General features: G+C 56.1%; 19 protein-coding genes. 2 read left to right on the forward strand and 17 right to left on the reverse strand.

Features of this window, described 5'->3' with window-relative positions; all coding sequences use genetic code 11:
• Positions 1 to 244: 244 nt before the first annotated feature.
• The 14 genes from ABNH10_RS05820 to ABNH10_RS05885 form a co-directional block, all read right to left on the reverse strand.
• Entirely contained in the window at positions 245 to 1,597 is a 1,353-nt protein-coding gene (locus ABNH10_RS05820; RefSeq protein WP_349385058.1) for a DNA recombination protein RmuC, read from the reverse strand.
• Complete coding sequence (locus ABNH10_RS05825) at positions 1,594 to 2,385, reverse strand: TatD family hydrolase (protein ID WP_349385059.1); 792 nt, start codon at positions 2,383 to 2,385, stop codon at positions 1,594 to 1,596. Before ABNH10_RS05825 ends, ABNH10_RS05820 begins: the two co-directional genes overlap by 4 nt.
• Positions 2,386 to 2,591: 206 nt before the next feature.
• Complete coding sequence (locus tag ABNH10_RS05830) at positions 2,592 to 2,939, reverse strand: PilZ domain-containing protein (protein ID WP_035233973.1); 348 nt, start codon at positions 2,937 to 2,939, stop codon at positions 2,592 to 2,594.
• A 42-nt stretch (positions 2,940 to 2,981) separates the two neighbouring features.
• The gene (locus ABNH10_RS05835; protein WP_349385060.1) at positions 2,982 to 3,989 is read right to left on the reverse strand and encodes a DNA polymerase III subunit delta'; all 1,008 of its coding nucleotides are present in this window, start codon (positions 3,987 to 3,989) and stop codon (positions 2,982 to 2,984) included.
• The gene (gene tmk / locus ABNH10_RS05840) at positions 3,980 to 4,606 is read right to left on the reverse strand and encodes a dTMP kinase (protein WP_349385061.1); all 627 of its coding nucleotides are present in this window, start codon (positions 4,604 to 4,606) and stop codon (positions 3,980 to 3,982) included. Before tmk ends, ABNH10_RS05835 begins: the two co-directional genes overlap by 10 nt.
• The gene (mltG, locus tag ABNH10_RS05845) at positions 4,603 to 5,661 is read right to left on the reverse strand and encodes an endolytic transglycosylase MltG (protein WP_349385062.1); all 1,059 of its coding nucleotides are present in this window, start codon (positions 5,659 to 5,661) and stop codon (positions 4,603 to 4,605) included. Before mltG ends, tmk begins: the two co-directional genes overlap by 4 nt.
• Before the next feature lie 10 nt (positions 5,662 to 5,671).
• Positions 5,672 to 6,484, reverse strand: a complete 813-nt coding sequence (gene pabC / locus ABNH10_RS05850; protein ID WP_349385063.1) for an aminodeoxychorismate lyase — start codon at positions 6,482 to 6,484, stop codon at positions 5,672 to 5,674.
• Positions 6,484 to 7,722: a beta-ketoacyl-ACP synthase II gene (gene fabF / locus ABNH10_RS05855; protein WP_349385064.1), complete on the reverse strand. Its 1,239-nt coding sequence runs from the start codon at positions 7,720 to 7,722 to the stop codon at positions 6,484 to 6,486. Before fabF ends, pabC begins: the two co-directional genes overlap by 1 nt.
• Positions 7,723 to 7,905: 183 nt before the next feature.
• Positions 7,906 to 8,139, reverse strand: a complete 234-nt coding sequence (acpP, locus tag ABNH10_RS05860; protein WP_007149764.1) for an acyl carrier protein — start codon at positions 8,137 to 8,139, stop codon at positions 7,906 to 7,908.
• A 186-nt stretch (positions 8,140 to 8,325) separates the two neighbouring features.
• On the reverse strand, positions 8,326 to 9,057 hold the full coding sequence (fabG, locus tag ABNH10_RS05865; protein ID WP_349385065.1) for a 3-oxoacyl-ACP reductase FabG: 732 nt from the start codon (positions 9,055 to 9,057) through the stop codon (positions 8,326 to 8,328).
• Between the two features lie 2 nt (positions 9,058 to 9,059).
• On the reverse strand, positions 9,060 to 9,989 hold the full coding sequence (gene fabD / locus ABNH10_RS05870) for an ACP S-malonyltransferase (protein ID WP_349385066.1): 930 nt from the start codon (positions 9,987 to 9,989) through the stop codon (positions 9,060 to 9,062).
• Positions 9,990 to 10,107: 118 nt separating this feature from the next.
• Entirely contained in the window at positions 10,108 to 11,124 is a 1,017-nt protein-coding gene (plsX, locus tag ABNH10_RS05875) for a phosphate acyltransferase PlsX (RefSeq protein ID WP_349385067.1), read from the reverse strand.
• Between the two features lie 215 nt (positions 11,125 to 11,339).
• Positions 11,340 to 11,528 (reverse strand): 50S ribosomal protein L32, encoded by a 189-nt coding sequence (gene rpmF / locus ABNH10_RS05880; protein ID WP_349385068.1) that lies wholly within the window; start codon positions 11,526 to 11,528, stop codon positions 11,340 to 11,342.
• A 33-nt stretch (positions 11,529 to 11,561) separates the two neighbouring features.
• Positions 11,562 to 12,077, reverse strand: a complete 516-nt coding sequence (locus ABNH10_RS05885; protein WP_349385069.1) for a YceD family protein — start codon at positions 12,075 to 12,077, stop codon at positions 11,562 to 11,564.
• Between the two features lie 136 nt (positions 12,078 to 12,213).
• Here ABNH10_RS05885 and ABNH10_RS05890 point away from each other — a divergent pair, with 136 nt between their 5' ends.
• Positions 12,214 to 12,807, forward strand: coding sequence for a Maf family protein (locus ABNH10_RS05890; protein WP_349385070.1), 594 nt, complete (start codon positions 12,214 to 12,216; stop codon positions 12,805 to 12,807).
• A 69-nt stretch (positions 12,808 to 12,876) separates the two neighbouring features.
• Here ABNH10_RS05890 and sppA read toward each other — a convergent pair whose 3' ends face one another.
• The 3 genes from sppA to ABNH10_RS05905 are packed head-to-tail and all read right to left on the reverse strand — an operon-like array spanning position 12,877 to position 15,493.
• Positions 12,877 to 13,857: a signal peptide peptidase SppA gene (gene sppA / locus ABNH10_RS05895; RefSeq protein ID WP_349385071.1), complete on the reverse strand. Its 981-nt coding sequence runs from the start codon at positions 13,855 to 13,857 to the stop codon at positions 12,877 to 12,879.
• Positions 13,854 to 14,543 carry an HAD-IA family hydrolase gene (locus tag ABNH10_RS05900; protein WP_349385072.1) on the reverse strand — a complete coding sequence of 230 codons (690 nt, stop codon included), beginning with the start codon at positions 14,541 to 14,543 and terminating at the stop codon, positions 13,854 to 13,856. Before ABNH10_RS05900 ends, sppA begins: the two co-directional genes overlap by 4 nt.
• Positions 14,540 to 15,493, reverse strand: coding sequence for an RluA family pseudouridine synthase (locus ABNH10_RS05905; RefSeq protein ID WP_349385073.1), 954 nt, complete (start codon positions 15,491 to 15,493; stop codon positions 14,540 to 14,542). Before ABNH10_RS05905 ends, ABNH10_RS05900 begins: the two co-directional genes overlap by 4 nt.
• A 618-nt stretch (positions 15,494 to 16,111) precedes the next feature.
• Between ABNH10_RS05905 and rne the strand changes: the two genes are divergently transcribed.
• The gene (gene rne / locus ABNH10_RS05910; protein WP_349385074.1) at positions 16,112 to 19,339 is read left to right on the forward strand and encodes a ribonuclease E; all 3,228 of its coding nucleotides are present in this window, start codon (positions 16,112 to 16,114) and stop codon (positions 19,337 to 19,339) included.
• The last annotated feature ends 144 nt before the right edge of the window (positions 19,340 to 19,483 follow it).

Below are 19,483 nucleotides of genomic sequence, written 5' to 3' on the forward strand. Positions count from 1 at the left end.
CCACCTTCAGTTAGATTGAGTACAGCACTCATACTAACTAAGGCGATTTCATTACGTGTGAACTAGTTCTAATATTATAAAACTAGCACTATAGCACCATAAAACTCTTAATTTTCACTATAAAAACTCGTCACTTTCTCCTACTTTGTGTCGCCTTTAGCGCCCCCCTCCATCAAGCTAAACATAGTTGAAGTGCACTTAAGTTATATGAAGTAATTTTCATTTTGGCAAATAATATTATGCTTTACTGTGAATTCTGCCGATCTGACTGATCCATTACACCTATCCCATCTTGCTGATCGTCGCTTGGTTCCGGTAACGCTCTACGCGCTTTTGCCCCCAGCTCCTTGAGCTGCTGAGCTTGGCGATACAGGTTGCCACGGCCACTACTGAGACGCTTGAAAGTGGTATCCCACGCGGATTGCGCCTTACCGATCTTGTCACCCAGATCGCCCATGGAATCACCGATAAGTGATACTTGGTCACAAATTTTCCCGGCACGATCAGCAATATCTAATGCATTCTGGTTTTGATACTCATAACGCCAGATATTCTGAATCGTACGCAAAGTCACCAACAATGTGGTTGGGCTGACCAATACTATATTGCGAGAAAAAGCGTCAGAATAAAGCGTGGAGTCCTGCTCCATAGCCACCATGAACGCCCCCTCGATGGGAATGAAAAGCAGCACAAAATCCAGGCTGCGAATACCCTTCAAGCCGCTATAATCCTTCGCATCCAAGCCCTTAATATGGCTGCGCAGTGAGGTCAGGTGCTCGCGCAATGCCTGTTCTCGCTCCTCTACCGTGGAGGCAGAAGAAAGCCGTTCATAGGCCACCAACGATACCTTGGCGTCGATCACCACATCCTTGTTTTCCGGCAGGTGTACAATGGCATCCGGCAACCGCCTCTGGCCGGTCTCATCCTTCAGCGTAACTTGAGTGTCATATTCACGGCCCCGGGTCAGGCCGGAAGACTCCAACACCCTTTCTAAAATCATCTCACCCCAATTGCCCTGGGTCTTGGCCTGCCCTTTCAGGGCATCGGTGAGATTACGCGCATCTTCATGCATCTGCTGATTCAGGCTTTTCAGATGCCCCAACTGTTCGATAAGGGACGCTTGAGCACGAGTTTCATCGCTGTGAATCTGGTCCACTCGACGACGGAAGTCTGCCAGCTGCTCACGGAAAGGTTTGAGCATGCCATCGAGGCCCTGCTGGTGTTGTTCCTGCAATTGCTTACCGCGCTGTTCCAGCACTTTCCCAGACAGGTTTTCAAATTCCTGCTTCAGCTGATTACGATTTTGTTCGGAAAATGCCAATTTTTCCTGCTGGCTAGCCAGCCGTTCTTCCAGACGGGCCCTATCGGCCCCCAACTGCTGTAACTGCGCGTCCGTATGCTGCTGGCGTTGCTGTTGTTCTTGCAGCTGTTGCTTAAGCAGCGGCACCTGGGCCAGAGGCTCACTCAAGGCGTTTTTCTCGGCCACCAGTGTGGCTTCACGATTAGCTGCTCGGCGCCGTTCCAGCAACATCGCAAGCAATGCAGCCACCACACCCCCCCCTAGCGCTGCCAGCGCCACCATTGCATACAGGTTCATGCTTGCGCCTTGTTAAACAGAGAAAAGAAGTTATCCGCCGTGGCCGCGGCCAGAGCGTCCAGGCTGATGCCCTGCAGCTCTGCTACACATTCAGCCACCTGAGCCACATAGCGCGGCTCATTAGGCTTACCTCGAAAAGGAACGGGAGCAAGCCAGGGGGAATCGGTTTCGATTAGCAAACGCTCCAAGGGCAACTGTTTTACGGACTCGCGCAAGGCCTCCGCATTGCGAAACGTGACAATCCCGGAAATGGAAATGTAGAAGCCCAGCTCAATGGCCTGCAGCGCCATGTCCAGGTCTTCAGTGAAGCAGTGCAGCACGCCGCGAACTTCACCCCCGCCATGCTCTCGCAACAGCGCAAGGGTATCTTCCTTGGCGCCACGGGTGTGTACCACCAGAGGCAGACCGGTTTCACGAGCGGCCAGTATATGGGCAATAAAGTAACGTTGTTGCCACTCACGCTCTTCCTTGGCGTAGAAGTAATCCAGCCCGGTTTCGCCAATAGCGACAACCTTAGGGTGAGCCGCACGCTCCACCAGCTCCGCAACAGCAGGTTCACGGGATTCCTTGTAAAGGGGATGGACCCCGACGCTGGCAAAGACGTTATCGTGCTCCTCGGCCAGCGCCTGCACCTGTGGAAAGGTTTCCAGATCCACACCAATGCACAGCATATGACTGACCCCAGCTTTGGCGGTGGCCGCCATCATGGCCGCAAAATCGCCACCATGGGCGTCAAGATTCAGGCGATCAAGGTGACAGTGGGAATCCACAAAAGTGGCAGCAGACATGAAAGGCTCCGACGTTTTTAACGGCGGGAATTGTAACAGATACGCAGCATGCTTCGTGCAACACGCGACCACGCGGGCAAGACCTCATCATGCTTAAAGGATGAGTTCGCGCCCCAATCATGGCCGCGGACTCATCGATTTTGCTGGCACCTGGCGGCACAAACGTGTTGTTGCGTGGGGCGTGGGGCCGTGTTGCCTCTCTTGTCTCACATCGTATGCGTAGGGCGATCTGATTCCAGTGAACCGGCCAGATGGTTCTCAATGGTGACGCGAGCGGTGTCATCTTGGTCGGAGAACTGCACACCAATCCCCGCACTTCGGTTGCCTTGGGCGCCTTTCGGTGTAATCCAGACCACCTTACCGGCCACCGGGATCTTGTCGGCTTCGTCCATGATGTTCAGCAGCAGGAAGATTTCTTCCCCCAGTTTGTATTGTTTGTCGGTGGGAATAAACAGGCCGCCATTGGTAATGAACGGCATGTAGGCTGAATACAGCACCGCTTTGTCTTTGATGGACAGCGACAGAATGCCACTACGACCGCCAGGCATTTTCATGAACTAGCCTCTTACGAAATTATTATTAATCTTTGCTAAAGGTTAGTGCGCTGCCGCCGCAGCGTCAACGCCCACCAGCACCAACAGCCACTGTTCATACAGCAAATCCTTGTTGGGATTGGCGCCGGACAGCAAGGCACGGCGGCCTTCCAGCACCCGCTGAGCCGCCCGCAACAGGCGTGCCGGCGGCACCGCCTTGCTAAGGCGATCCAGCAGCGGGGCCAACGATACATCCGCACTTTGCTGGCCTGAAAAGCGCTGATTCAAACAACGCGACAACCAGCCATAAATCACCCCCGCCATCTCCGTGGGATCATGCTTGGCCAGCACCGGTGACGCCTGGGCCACCGATTGCCGCCCTTCTGCCACGCTGACCAGGGTATCCAGTAACCGGACCCGGTCGGCGAACCAGTCGGCCTGTTCCAGTGCCAGCGCCTGCAAAGGTGCCCCCTGAGCCGCATCCAGTAACGGGGCGGCACTTTCTCCTACCTGGGTCTGTAACCATTGTAGCGCCTGCTCCCGTGCCGGTAGCGGCAAGGTACGCTGCTGGCAACGGCTGCGAATGGTCGGCAACAACAGGGTCGGCTGGTCACTGATCAGCAATAACAACGTTTGCGCACCTGGCTCTTCGAGGGTTTTCAACAAGGCATTCTGGGCATTGCGGTTGAGGGCTTCGGCGGGGTAAATAATCGCCACGCGGTAACCGCTGTATTGGGCGGTGCGGGTGGCAAACCCTACCAACTTGCGCACCTGATCAATCTTGATGGTTTTACTTTTCTCTTCTGGACTAAGGCGATGCAAATCCGGGTGGGTGCCTGCGGTGCTGAGCTGGCAACCCTGGCAGTGGCCACAGGGCAAACCAGCAGAGGGCTTCTCACATAACAATGTTTGCGCCAAAGATTCCGCTAGCCGCAACTTGCCAATGCCTTTCGCTCCGGTCAGCAAAAGGGCATGAGGCAACCGCCCCTGGGCGTGCTGATCCAGCAGCTGCGCCATGGCATCTCCATGCCAGGGGCAAGGCACCTGCACTTTTGCACCGGTTACGGCCATGCCAGCATCTCCTCGACTATCCGGGTCAGTTGGTGCTGTACCGATTCCAGCGGCTGGCTAGCGTCTACCGTGCGAAACCGGTTGGGCTCCTGGGCAGCCCGGGCCAGGTAACACTGACGGATGCGTTCAAAAAAAGCGCTATCTTCCTGCTCAATACGGTCCAGCGCGGCGCGTTTGCCAGCCCGTGCCATACCCACGTCCACCGGCACATCGAACAGCACAGTCATATCCGGGCGGGTATCTCGAATAACCAGGGCTTCCAGCTCGGCAATGGCGCCGTTATCAAGCCCCCGGCCTGCTCCCTGATAAGCCCAGGTGGCATCCACAAAGCGGTCACACAAAACCCATTCGCCGCGCGTTAGTGCCGGACGAATCTTTTGTTCGAGATGTTGCGCCCGTGCAGCAAAGACCAGCAGTAATTCGGTATCGTCGGCCATGGCTTCGTCACAGGGGGCTAGCAGCACCTTGCGAATCGACTCCGCCAGCGCCGTACCACCGGGCTCTCGGCTAACCGTTACCGTTTTGCCTGCGGCGCGAAGCGTCTCTGCCAACCACTCCAGGTTGCTGCTCTTGCCGGCACCTTCGCCCCCTTCCAAAGTGATGAAGCGGCCGCTCATTGCCCTCCTCCGGGCGAAGACCGATAGCCTTCCCGACGTCGCAATTGGTATTCACGCACCGCCCTTTGGTGTTGAACCAAGGTCTTGGAAAAGTAATGGCTGCCATCACCGCGGGCTACAAAATACAAGGATTCTGTTGTCGCCGGCTTTACCGTCGCGAAAATTGCTTCATGGCCGGGCATGGCGATGGGGGTCGGCGGCAAACCTCGAATCACATAGGTATTATACGGTGTCGCACGACGCAGGTCGGAACGGCGAATGTTTCCGTTATACGCTTCACCCATGCCGTAAATCACGGTGGGATCGGTTTGCAAGCGCATCCCCTTGTTCAAACGGTTGGTAAATACACCGGCAATTTCCGGGCGTTCTTCAGGCACGCCGGTTTCCCGTTCAACGATAGACGCCATAATCAGCGCTTCATAAGGTGTTTCATAAGGTAAATTCTTCGCCCGTTGCTGCCAGGCAGTGTCCAGAATACGCTCCTGTCGCTCCAGCGCCCGGGCGAGGATAGTCAAGTCTGAAGTGCCACGGGTATAAAAATAGGTTTCCGGTGCAAACCAACCTTCCGGATGTAAGTCCGGGCGGCCCAATTTCGTCATCACTTGTTCGCCTGTCAGCCCTTCCAGCCGATGCTCAAGCGTTTTCAGGGACGCCAACCGAGCACGCAGTTCGCGGAAATTCCAGCCTTCCACTATCGTCAGGCTGCGTTGCAGCACATCGCCCCGATCGATCTTTTCCAGCAGCGCCAACAGCGAATCACCGGGTTTGAGTTGATATTCACCCACATGCATGCGGCCATCCATGCCGGTGAAAGCGGAGTAGATTCGTGCCCCCACTCGGCGAAACCGGGCTTCAAGTCCCTCACCCAGAATGCCGTCACGTTTGAGGGTGTAGAGCACACGGCTCAGCCCGGCGCCTTTGGTCACCTCCACCGTCAATATTTTAGAAACCGGTAACGGGCGATGCAGATAGCTGCTGACCCACGCCCCCGCCATGGGAACAGCTGCCACAAATAGAACAACCAGCAGTCCAAAAATACGGATTTTTTTACGCATAGTGGGGTTATTAGCCCTTCAGTGAGCCGGCCAAAAAGGTTTCTGTCGACTGTTGCAGTTCCCGGACCGATGCCAACACCGGCCAATGCCATTGCGCCAGTTTACGCACTGCAAGCACGCCGACAACACTGTTGCACAGAAACAGGCCTTCGGCGGTACGCAGCTGTGACAGTGGCCGCAGATCGCAGACGACTTTTTCACTGCGATAGCAGAAAGTATCGCGCACATGAGCTCTCATCACACCGTCCACACCTGCGCCGGCGGCCGCCAGATCCGGTATCCACCAGTGATCGGCGAAACGGGCAAAGAGATTCATGGAGGTGGCTTCCAGGGGCTGACGGCGGGTGCTGAGTAACAATCCTTCGTCCCAGCCTTGCTGAGCCACTTCACGGCGAGCCATCACCTGCGCAAGGCGGTTCAGGTGTTTGTAGCCCGCTAACGGATCAGGATACAGGGGAGTCTGGCACAGTCCCAGTGCCAACCCGTCACGGCGTTGTCGCTCAGACCACTCTGGCAAAGCGCCAGTCTGCCACAGCACCGTAGGCTGCGCCGATGCCGGTGGCAAATAGCCTCTGCCGCCGACGCCACGAGTAACCGTGAGCTTGACCACCCCCGGCTCGCCACCTAGCGCCGCAACGCCAGCATCCAGTGCCCTCTGTAATCGGGACTCAGAGGGTGGCGCGATACCCAGCGTTTGTAGCCCACCATACAAGCGGGCACGATGGCGCGCCCACAATGGTACCTCGCCGGAGGCAGCCACCCGCACGGTTTCAAACATACCGTCGCCGTAGGCGAGACCGCGATCACGGGGATCCAGCGACACTACACCTTCTTGAACAGCAAGGTGCCGTTAGTGCCGCCAAAGCCAAACGAGTTGGACAGCGCGTAGTTAATGGTGCGCTCCTGAGCCTGGTTTGCCACGAAGTTCAAATCACACCCTTCATCCGGGTTATCCAGGTTGATGGTAGGCGGAGCAACCGAATCACGCATGGCCAAAATAGAGAAAATTGCTTCCACTGCCCCCGCCGCGCCCAACAAATGCCCGACCATGGATTTAGTCGAACTCACCGCTAACTTGTAGGCATGATCGCCAAACAGGGTTTTTACCGCCATCGCTTCGGCCAAATCGCCCATTTGCGTGGAGGTGCCGTGAGCATTGATGTAATCAACCTGCTCCGGCTCAACGCCAGCATTTCGCAGGGCATTGCCCATGGCACGCCTGGCACCGTCACCGCCTTCCGCCGGAGAGGTAATATGGTACGCATCATCACTCATGCCAAAACCTACCAACTCCGCATAGATGGTGGCACCACGGGCCTTGGCATGCTCGTACTCTTCCAGCACAACCGCACCGGCGCCATCGGCAAGCACGAAACCATCGCGATCTTTGTCCCAAGGGCGGCTGGCCGCCTGCGGGTCATCATTGCGGGTAGACAATGCACGGGCCGCAGCAAAGCCGCCTACCCCCAAGGGGGAAGACGCTTTTTCGGCACCGCCGGCAACCATGACATCTGCCTGCCCCAGGGTGATCTGCTGGGCGGCGAAACCAATGTTATGGGTCCCGGTGGTACATGCCGTTACCGTGGCAAAGTTCGGCCCTTTCATGCCGTACATGATGGCCAGGTTACCCGCGATCATGTTGATGATAGTACCGGGCACAAAGAACGGCGACAGCTTACGCGGGCCGGAATCAAGCAGCTTGCGATGGTTGTCTTCGATATTGGTGAGGCCACCAATGCCTGAGCCGAAGGCTGCACCCACGCGCTCGGCGTTTTCTTTTTCCATGTCCAGGCCCGCATCGCGCACTGCCTGAATCGCCGCCACCAAGCCGTACTGCACAAAAAGGTCCATCTTGCGAGCATCTTTGGGAGACAGGTATTCGGAAATATCAAATTCAGGCACCAGGCCAGCAAAACGGGTAGCAAAGGGCTCCGTATCAAAGTGCTCAATATTGCGAATACCACTTTTACCCGCTTTGATACCTTCCCAAGTAGAAGCGACATCAGCTCCCAGCGGCGTAAGCATTCCCAACCCTGTAATAACGACTCGACGTGACGTCACCGATACCTCCCAAATCCATTATTTTGGCGTCAACGGCCTTGATGCGACAAGATTACTATAAGCAGCACAGTAACTGGCTGCCGTAATGTAAGAAAACGTCACTTGCCGCCTCGCATCTTCTGGCCACAAAAAAGCCGCAAGCTCATTGAACCTGCGGCTTTTCTGTTATTCGATCAACCGAACTCAGCTGTGAGCTTTAATGTAATCCACAGCGGATTGGACGGTGCTGATTTTCTCAGCTTCCTCATCCGGAATTTCGGTTTCAAATTCTTCTTCCAAGGCCATCACCAGCTCAACGGTGTCCAGGGAGTCTGCACCCAGATCTTCAACGAAGGACGCTTCTGATTTTACGTCTTCCGGCTTAACACCCAGTTGCTCAACGATGATTTTGTTTACGCGTTCTTCGATGCTGCTCATGATCGTATTACTCTCCTGATTAATGGTGTGCTAGCACCTGTCAGCGGCTATTCTAGGTGAACGCTGTTTGCGCTTGCAAGCCGACTGGGCGGATGCCTTTCCTTGAAGTTTTTCCAAATATTTTCTTCTGTAAAAACAGTCAACTAGACAGCTTTCCCAGAAACGTTCGGACGCCCACTTTTTGAGCTATCCGGTAAACATGCCCCCATTGACGTGCAAAGTGGTTCCGGTTACGTAACCACCGCCATCACTGGCCAACCAGGCAACCGCACTGGCAATTTCTGCCGGCTGCCCCAAGCGGCCCAAGGGGATTCCCTGCAACAGGGCCTCTTTCTGGGCTTCTGGCAACGCCTCTGTCATGTCCGTCTGAATAAAGCCCGGCGCAACAGAATTCACCGTAATGTTACGTGAGCCAAGCTCGCGGGCCAATGCCCTTGAGAAACCTTCTACGCCGCCTTTAGCGGCCGCGTAATTGGCTTGCCCTGCGTTACCCATGGTGCCGACCACCGAGCTAATATTGATAATCCGGCCCCAACGCGCTTTCGTCATGCCTTTCAAGCATGCCTTGCTCACACGATAAAGGGAATTGAGATTAGTATTGATCACATCATCCCATTCATCTTCCTTCATCCGTAACATGATGTTGTCGCGGGTAATACCCGCGTTATTCACCAATACCAAAGGAGCGCCGAATTCTTCGTTGATACTCTTGAGGGTGGCATCCACCGACGCCTTGTCTGCCACATCTAGCCTCTTGCCGGCACCGTTCTCGCCCAGCGCATCGCCAATGGCGGCGGCGCCTTTGTCGGTGGTGGCCGTGCCAACCACAAAAAAACCATCCGCAATCAGTTGTTCGGCAATCGCCCGGCCGATGCCCCGGCTAGCGCCGGTAACCAGTGCTATTTTCCTGTCTGACATGCTTATTCTCCTTGCAGAGCAGCCGTGAAAGCTGCCTCTGTTTCCAGCGGACGGGCGGCCAATTCCCGGTCAATGCGTTTCACCAAACCACACAAAACCTTGCCCGGGCCACACTCATAAAGATGACCGACACCCTGCTCTTTCAGTGCCTGAATGGTTTCCACCCAGCGCACCGGTGAATAAAGTTGGCGAATCAACGCATCACGAATTTTCTCCGGATCCGTTTCCATGGCCACATCCACATTGTTTATTACCGGCATTTCCGCCGCGTGAAAACGGGTATCACTCAAGGTATCGGCAAGCTGCTCAGCCGCGGGTTTCATCAACGCACAATGGGACGGCACACTGACCGGAATCGCCATGGCACGTTTCGCACCAACCTCTTTACAGGCTGCAATAGCCCGCTCAACCGCATCCGCTGAACCAGCAATAACCACCTGTCCTGGTGCATTAAAATTGACAGCCTCAACAACGCCGCCCTGAGCTGCCTGCTCACAAGCGTTGCGAACCTGATCATCATCCAACCCGAGAATGGCAGCCATGCTGCCTTCGCCCTGGCCAACGGCCTGCTGCATCAACTGGCCACGAGTACGCACCAGCCGCACGGCATCACCCAGATTAATGACCCCGGCGCAACTCAGCGCCGTGTACTCACCCAGGCTATGCCCTGCCAACACATTCGGCCTTGGGCCACCGCTCTGTTCCCATAAGCGCCACAGGGCAACGCCTGCGGTCAGCAGCAAAGGCTGAGTGATTTCTGTCTGATTGAGCGCTTCTTTTGGCCCTTCTTGGGCTAACGCCCAGAGGTCCTGATCCAGCGCGCCAGAGGCTTCCTGAAAGGTCTGCTTCACCGCCGGACGTTCGGCGAACTCACTGAGCATTCCCAGACTCTGGGAACCCTGACCAGGAAAAATAAAGGCTGTCTTGGACATGCAACATCCCCTTGAAAATAGGCAGGCCGCAGTATGCCGGCTTTCGCTTTCGCTGTCCGATCAGGCCTGAAACAAAGTATGAATAGACATTCGGGGCCAGCCAGCCCCGATGCATAATTTAGTGAGTGCCGGGCTGACCCAGTGCATCACTAATCAAGGACGGTACGTTACGGCGCGCCTCCAGCTGAGCCACTTCCAGCGCACAGGCAAAACCTTCCTTGCTGGTACCACCGTGGCTCTTCACCACCACGCCACGCAGGCCAACAAGGCTGGCGCCATTGTAGTGATCCGGGTCCATGCGCTTTTTGAGCCCAATCAACACCGGCAACGCAAACAAGCCGCTTAGTTTGCGCAGCCAGGACTGTTTGATTTCTTGGCGCAACATGTTGCCAATCATTTTGGCCACACCTTCCATGGTTTTCAGCGAGACATTACCAACAAAACCATCACAGACCACCACATCGGCCTCGCCTGAAAAGATGCCATTACCTTCCACGAAGCCCACATAGTTGAGATCTTGGGTTTCACGCAGCAGCCTCGCCGCTTCTTTGATCTGTTCGTTACCTTTGATGTCTTCTTCACCAATGTTCAGTAACGCCACACGAGGATGCTCCACCCCATCAACAGCACGCACTACCGCCTGCCCCATCAAGGCAAACTGCAGCAGATGGGCGGGCTCTGAATCCACATTGGCGCCGAGATCGAGCATGTGACAATGGCCATTGGCCGTGGGAATCGCCGTACAAATAGCGGGGCGATCAATCCCTGGAAGGGTTTTCAACACAAAACGGCTCACCGCCATCAAGGCACCGGTATTACCGGCGCTGACCGCTGCCTGGGCACGCCCTTCCTTGACCATATTGATGGCCACACGCATGGACGAGTCCTTCTTTTGCCGCAGAGCAACGGCGACGGGATCATCCATTGCCACCACCTCCGAGGCCGCCTGAACGGTAATGTGCGGGTGGTTCGCAATACCGGCCTGGGACATAGCATCGGCTAACGGTTCAGGTTGGCCAACCAAGATAATGTGCATGTTTTCATGGCGAGACAGCATCGCTGCCACGGCGGGCACTGTTACGGACAAACCGTGATCGCCTCCCATGGCATCCACTGCTAGTGTCACAACCGGCATGGGCTGCTTCCTTATATTCAAATTTGGAGGCATTCTGACAAAAATCGTTCGGCGGTGACATGTTCCCCGCCTTCAATCATGAATCCATTTACAAAAAATCCTCCCGGAGGAGGATTTCAGCGCGCCACGAAAGCCAGGCCATGACTGAACAGAAACAGCACAAGACCAAGCCGAGCACAGAAAAACGGGAGCCGTAGCTCCCGTTTTCATACAACTTATTCGTCGTCAGCGTCACCCTGACTGATCACCTGACGGCCACGGTACATGCCATCCGGAGAGATGTGGTGACGACGGTGCACTTCACCAGTGTTGCTATCTTCAGTCAGCGCAGGGGCGGTCAGTGCATCATGAGAGCGGCGCATACCGCGCTTGGAACGGGTTTTACGGTTCTTTTGAACAGCCATTTCGAGCTCCTCGGGCGTTTATTCAGCCTGAATTTACTTGCCTTGACCTTTTAATTTGGCCAGCACGGCAAAAGGATTATCCGCGTTTTCGTGTTTCTCAGGTTCACCGCTGTCCTGCGGTAAAGCTGTCGGGCAAGGGTCATGCAGAGCCACCAGAGGCATAGCCAGCAACAGCTCCTCTTCGATTAGGTCGGTAAGAACCATGCGTTCTTCGCCAACCAACCAAGGGTCCAATCGCTCCGGCAATGCCTTGGCCTGATCCTCATTCCAAACCAACGCCACATCAATATGGGCAGTGATGGAATAACTCACGGGCTCCAGGCAGCGCTGACATGGCAGCACCAATACGGTGCTAACCTCGCCCTCGATACGCCGATGCCCCTCATCATCACGATCGAACGCCAGCGATATTGCTACTGGCTGGTCCAAACTATCGCGGTATTCCTGCAGGCGTGGCAGGTCTCCAACGGTAAGCTGGCCTTCAACGATGCGACCTTGATCCGCATATTTGCGAGGATCGAGGAACTGTGGCAGTTGCCCTGAAAACATAAGCGCGCAATTCTAGGGCCGTGAGGCCCCGCTGTCAAAGTTAATGTGAGGCACTAAACACCTGAGTCAACAGGGTTTTTCGTGCGTCATGAAAAAATAATCCTTACACTTGCCCCCGCAAAGCGCGGAGACCCCCATGACTGACCAGACACCCACCCTGTTACTCGCCTCTTCATCGCCGTTTCGGCGCCAACTATTAGACAAGCTGAAACTGGATTTTATCCACCAGAGCCCGGATATCGACGAATCCCGGCATGAGGATGAAAGCCCTACCGCCTTGGTCATGCGCCTGGCTAGGGAAAAAGCGCTGACCCTCGCAGACCAGCACCCGAACACGCTGATTATCGGCTCCGACCAAGTTGCCGTTATAGGTAATCAAGTACTGGGCAAACCCGGGGACCGCGACACGGCTATTCGTCAACTCAGCGCCGCCAGCGGCCAGCGGGTCAGCTTCCTGACGGGTTTGTGCCTGCTCAATACCGCCACTGGCCGTAGCCAAGTGGTCTGTGACCCTTTCCATGTGCAGTTCCGCACCTTAAAACCGGCGCAGATTGAACGCTACGTGGAGCTCGAACAGCCCCTGAATTGTGCTGGCAGCTTCAAATCCGAGGGCCTCGGCATTGTGCTGTTCAAAGCCCTGGAAGGACGCGACCCGAATACACTGGTAGGCCTGCCTTTAATTATATTAACCGAATTTCTGGCTGCAGAAGGCGTCCAGCTGCCCCTATAAAGGAAAGGGGCGAGAACCGAACGCCCTCCGGGTTCGGAACGCGTCTCTTCTCGTTTCTCGCTATTATGATTAACGAATCACCGGCGATGCACTCAGCCCCAGCTGCGCAGCCACGCCTTCGCCAATGGAAACCCCAAAACGGCGAATAAACTCTTCCATAGGAGAGCGGCTGGCGCTGTAGTTGAGCATCTCCTCCTGGCCCACCACTTCGCGAACCACTTGCCCCGGACTCATTAGGCCATCAATCAGGCCCAAATCCACAGCCCGTTCGCCAGTCCAGAACAAGCCGGAGAACAATTCCGGATGGCCATCAACTTTCAACCTATTGCCGCGCCCCTTCTTCACCGCCGCAATAAACTGCTGATGAATATCATCCAGCATGGTTTGTACGTGCTTGCGATGGGCCGGCTGCACCGGTGAAAAAGGATCCATCAAGTCCTTGTTTTCGCCAGCGGTAAACACTCGGCGCTCTACACCCAGTTTGTCGGCCGCCTGCTCCAGCCCAAAGCCAGCCATGATCACGCCGATGGAACCTACGATGCTGGCCGGGTCCGCATAGATTTCATCTGCAGCGGAGGCGATAAAGTACGCCCCAGAGGCGCCCACATCGGTAATCGCCGCATACAGTTTCTTTTCCGGGTATTCAGCCCGCAGCCGCTTGATGGCGTTGTACACCTGGTTAGATTGTACTGGTGAGCCACCCGGGCTGTTGATCTTCAACAGAACGGCGGTGGTGTTTTCCGCTTCAAAGGCTCTCGTTAAGCCGGTGACGATCAAGTCCGCACTGGCCTCCTGATCCGGCGCAATCACGCCGTTCACATCTACGATCCCCACATGGGCTTCCGCCATGGTGACAGCAGAACCGGTTTTGCCCGGAATCACTATCACCAACAAGGTAAACAGATACACAAAGGTCAGGGCTTTGAAGAAAATACCCCAACGGCGGGATTTACGCTGCTCATCTTGAGCCTGGCCCAGCAATTTCTCTATCAGCTTCCATTCCCGCTCATTCTGAGGGGGCTGAGAAGACGGCTGATTATTCATACTCATACACTCTCCATTACAAATTCAGACGCCGCCAACCCCACTAGCGGCAACAAATGGTCCAAACGATCGATCACGGCCAAGGGCTCGCATGGAAGCAACCGCTCAACCGGATGCGCACCATAACTCACCCCGATGCGGTCTACCCTCGCAGCACGGGCCATCTCCAGATCATAGGTGGTATCACCCACCACCACGGCCCGCTCAGCAGGCACCGCCATCGCCTCCAGCAGTTCCAGCACCATGGCCGGGTGCGGCTTGGAATGGCTTTCGTCGGCACATCGGGAAGCGTCAAAATAACGTTCCAGACCGGTATTGCCCCACACCCTCTGCAGCCCCATGCGACTCTTTCCGGTTGCCACTGCCAGCTTAAGACCCTGCTCACGCAGGTGAATCAAAACCTGCTCAGCAGCCGGATAAAGGGCACTGGGTGTCTGCTCAGCGGCAATAAAATGAAACGCATAACGATCACGCATGGCCACAACGCCAGCATCATCCAGCTGGGGATAGAGTGTGGCGATGGCTTCCGGTAACCCTAAGCCAATAATGCTGCAAACTACCGAATCAGCCAATGACGGCAACGTCATGTCCACCGCTGCCAGCTGCATGCAGCTGACAATGCGCCCCGTGGAATCCATCACTGTGCCATCCCAATCAAAAATCACCAGGTCGTAGGGGCGAACAACACTCATGGTTTGCTCCTCAGGGCAGTCAAAATGGCCTCGTAGTCATCATCCAGCGGCGCGGTAACCGTCAGCCTTTTACCCGTATTCGGGTGCACAAAAACCAGAGTCCGGGCATGCAAGCAGAGCCGGCGGCGGCCAATTTCAGCCAACAACGCCTCCCCTTTAGCGATGCCGTACTTGCCATCACCCAGCAATGCAAAGCCCCCAAACTGACTATGCACCCTAATTTGGTGGGTGCGGCCAGTTTCCAGGGTAGCTTCCACCAGCTGCGCCTGGGCAAACCGCTCAAGGAGACGAAAATGCGTCACAGAGGGTTTGCCCTCACGGGACACTCTAACGATACGCTCATTGCCATTCATCATTTTCAATAGGGGCGCATCCAGCGTGCGCTCCTTGCCCTTAAATCCTTGGCAGAGAAGCCAGTAACGTTTTTCAATCTGGCCGCCCTGCATCAAGCGCTGCAGTTTACGCAGGAACGAGCGTCGACGGGCCACCATGATCAAACCACTGGTATCGCGGTCCAACCGGTGCACCAGCTCCAGCTCCCGTTCTTGCGGGTACATCACCCGCAACGCTTCAATCAAGCCCAGACTGACGCCACTGCCTCCATGCACCGCCAAGCCCGCAGGTTTATTGAAGACAAATAACTGATCATCTTCATAGACACAGGCCCGGCGCAGGCGCTCAGCCAAGCCCTCACTCACCGCCGCGGGTGCGGTGGACTCACTGGTGCGAATGGGCGGAACACGCACCACATCGCCAGTACACAGCCGGGTGGTCTGCTTGGCTCGCCCCTTGTTAACCCGCACCTCTCCGGCCCGGATAATCCGGTAAACCCGAGACTTGGGCACACCTTTAAGGTGGGTAAACAGGAAATTATCCAGGCGCTGACCGTGCCGGCCTTCATCAATGGTGACAAACGTCACCCGGTTCGCTGCGGGGGTATCTTCTGACATGGCGCGATTCTAAGCGCGATCGGAGGAAATGTCTGCATCTGACCAAACGATACCAGCAATCTATCCGATTGATCCCACTGACCTTTTATTGCTATAGTCAAGCGTCGACCTGAAATAGGCAACGGTGACGCGCAGCGAACATTCGCCGTTCGGCCCTCTCCGGCTACAGCCGATGAAGACAGAGCCCGCCACACGGTCGCAGAAAAAGCGTCAGGCCCACCTTCCACACGGGAAATACCCGACACGGAGCTGGGCTTACGCTGCAGAAGACCCATTTACAGCGCCCGAAAACGGGCCCTGAACATTAACGATGGTGGCCTGCAGCGCTGGTCAAACGACCTGGAAAACAGACAGACAAGAGTTTACACATTGCTGTGTGATGATAACCACGGCAATCGCGTGAAGCATTACAGACTGGCCAACTGCCAGCATGATTACGCACTAAACATTGCACACAACTCGGAGAGCCGCTAACTCAGGCAATACGATCACCAAGGAAAGCGATTCACACGCTCAGCGTGCGCCCGACCCGTGACATGCCTGCAATAGCACTCCCCCTGGTCTGCTACCGGTTACACCCGGCCCTGCCTCATGCCACCACAAACTTGTGGTAACACCATGAAACGTATGCTTATTAACGCCACTCACCCTGAAGAAGTACGGGTGGCACTGGTCGACGGACAACGTCTGTATGACCTGGATATCGAACACCGCACGCGGGAACAGAAAAAAGCCAACATTTATAAAGGCAAGATCACCCGTGTAGAACCCTCTCTGGAAGCAGCCTTTGTGGATTTTGGCGCCGAACGCCATGGCTTTCTTCCCCTCAAGGAAATTTCCCGCCAATACTTCCAAAAAGACCCCAAGGACATCCAGGGCCGCATTAACATCAAGGAAGTCATCAAGGAAGGCCAAGAAGTCATTGTGCAGGTGGCCAAAGAAGAGCGGGGCAACAAAGGCGCCGCCCTCACCACCTTTATCAGCCTGGCTGGCCGCTATCTGGTGCTAATGCCCAATAACCCTCGCGCCGGCGGCATTTCCCGCCGTATCGAAGGGGAAGAGCGCGCACAGCTGAAAGAAGCTCTCGGCGCATTAACCATCCCCGACGAAATGGGCGTTATCGTGCGCACCGCCGGGCTGGGCCGCAGTGCTGAGGAGTTACAGTGGGACCTGAACTACCTACTGAAACTGTGGACCTCCATCGACGATGCCTCCCAGGATCGCAAGGCACCTTTCCTGATCTATCAGGAATCCAACGTTATCATCCGCGCCATTCGTGACTACTTGCGCAAGGATATCGGCGAAGTCCTGATCGATTCCAAGAAAGTTTATGATGAAGCCCAAGGTTTCGTTCAGCAGGTAATGCAGGACTTCCAGCACAAAATCAAACTGTACGACGACGAGACCCCGCTGTTCTCCCGTTTCCAGATTGAGTCTCAAATCGAGACCGCCTTTGAGCGAGAAGTGAAGCTGCCTTCCGGTGGCTCAATCGTGATCGACCCGACAGAGGCCTTGGTGTCCATCGACATCAACTCCTCCCGCGCCACCAAAGGCGCGGACATCGAAGAAACCGCTCTGCAGACCAACCTTGAAGCAGCGGAAGAAATTGCCCGCCAACTGCGCCTGCGTGATATTGGCGGCCTGATCGTGGTGGATTTCATCGATATGGGCCCGGCACGCAACCAGCGCGACGTGGAAAACCGCATGCGCGATGCCCTGGAAGCAGACCGTGCCCGCATCCAGCTGGGCCGCATCTCCCGGTTTGGTTTATTGGAGCTGTCCCGTCAGCGCCTGCGCCCGAGCCTGGGTGAAACGTCCAGTATCGTTTGTCCGCGCTGTGATGGCCAAGGCCACATCCGTGATGTGAAATCCCTGGCGCTGAGCATCCTTCGTCTTATCGAAGAAGAGGTGATGAAAGAGCGCACTGGCGAAATCCAAGCCCAAGTACCGGTAGCCGTGGCCACCTACCTACTCAATGAAAAGCGTGATCCGCTACGCGCCATTGAGAAGAACCACAAAGTGCGCGTGGTCATTATCCCCAACCAGAACCTGGACACGCCCCACTTTGAAGTGGAGCGCATCCGAGATGACCAAACGTCCACCCAGCTTAGCCATGAGATGGATCTGCTGGAAGGCACCCAGGATGCAGATATTGCCTCCGCTCAAGACACCGAAATTAAAACCCAAGAGCCGGCCGTCAAACTAATGGCACCGGATACTGCCCCGCCGCCGCCCAAACCAGTCGTCGCTGCCCCGACTGCGCAGGTGCAAAATCTGGGATTACTTGCCCGCCTATTCTCTTGGCTGGCTCAAGTCTTCACCGCCGAACCCAAACCAGCCAAGGCGAAGAAAGAAGCCCCCCAACGCAAAGGCGACAACAAGCCTCGCCAGCAACAAAACAATCGTGGCCGTGGCGGCAGCAACCGCAACGACAGTAATAACAGCGATAACCGCGCTAAGAACGACAACCGCAACAAGCGTGACGGCGGCAAAGCCGGTGATAACGACAATCGCAACACCCGCAACAAGCGTCAAAACGACAAAGATAGCGGTCGCAAGAATGATAACCGCCAAGCGGACAATCGCTCTGCCGACAACCGCAACGATGGCCGAGGCGATACCAAGGATGACGGCAACCGTAACGAGCGCCGTGGTCGCAATGACAACCGTCGTAACAATCGCAACAACGACAGCCGTGGCGAAGGTCGCAGTGACAACCGAAACGGTAACCGTAACGACAACAAGCCTGATAACAAGGTAAGCGACGCCGGCAAGCCGCGTACCCGTAAACAGGATAACGCCGCTGACGGTGTCGAAAACAAAAGCAGCGACAAGGGGCCGAAAGCCCCCCGCCGCACCGATGCCAAGGACGACCGTCCCCTGCGTGAGCGACAGCGCCCCAACAAAGCTAGCAACAGCGATGGTGGCGTAGCTCAACCGGCCAAAGCTCAACGCACCGCGGCCCCCAAGCCGCCACGCAACGAACAGCCGGCACCTGTGGATGACGAAGGTCACCCGCCTACCAAGCTGGTACCCGCGCAGGAGCCTTCTGCGCAAGCGAAGCGCGACGATACCGCCAAAAAGGCAGCGACAGACAAGACTGCATCGGTGAACGAGTCACCGCCCGTTGCCAACAAGCCCCAAGCCGCAGCTGAACCGAAGCAGGAACAAACCACTGCTCCGGCCAAGCCGCAACAACCCGCTGCTGAACAAGCCCCCGTCACCAAGGCCCCCGCCGCGCCAAAAGCCGATGATGACAAAGCGCCCAGCGCTCAGCCGGTAACCAGCGACACTGCTGCAGCTGCTCCAGCGCAAGAAAAACCGACCGCCGACAGCACGCCTCAACAGCCCAAGGCTGATGCCCCCAAAGCGGCCGGCACTGACGACAAGCCGGCGCCCTCTGCGCCACAGCAAGCGGCAACCACCAACGCCGCTCCGGTAGCCGCTCAACCGGCAACAGCCGCACCGACCCAAACTCCAGCTGCGGCCAACAAGTCAGCTGAAGAAAATAAGTCGGAGGAGAAACCGATCGCGGCCAAACAGGATACACCTGCCACCGAGCCGGCAGCACCAAGCCGTGCCAGCAATGACCCGCGCTCTCCAGGCTACAAACCTACCGCGCCCGCTCCGGCGCCTAAGGTAGAAGAAAAGCCCAAACCGGCACCGGCCAGCAATGAACTACCCAGCCGTGCCACCGAAGTGAAAGCCGTCAAAGCAGAAGCCAAGCCTGCTGCCGCGGAACAGGGCCGGGCCAGCAACGACCCGCGCCAACGCCGCCGTGAGCAGCTCGCTGCTCAGGAAGCCGCTGCCAAGGCGCAACAAACGGAATCTCCCTCAGACGACTGAGGAAATTCCACCCACAAAAAAGCCCGCACAAGGCGTAATGCTGTTCACTTAAGCATTGCGGTCTAAAGCAGGGCCTTGGAAAATCCGGCTTTCATTCACTGGAAGCCGGATTTTTTGTGTCTCTTCAACAGTCTTTGTTCGATA

This window comes from Alcanivorax sp. (assembly GCF_040119285.1).
Classification (GTDB): Bacteria; Pseudomonadota; Gammaproteobacteria; order Pseudomonadales; family Alcanivoracaceae; genus Alcanivorax.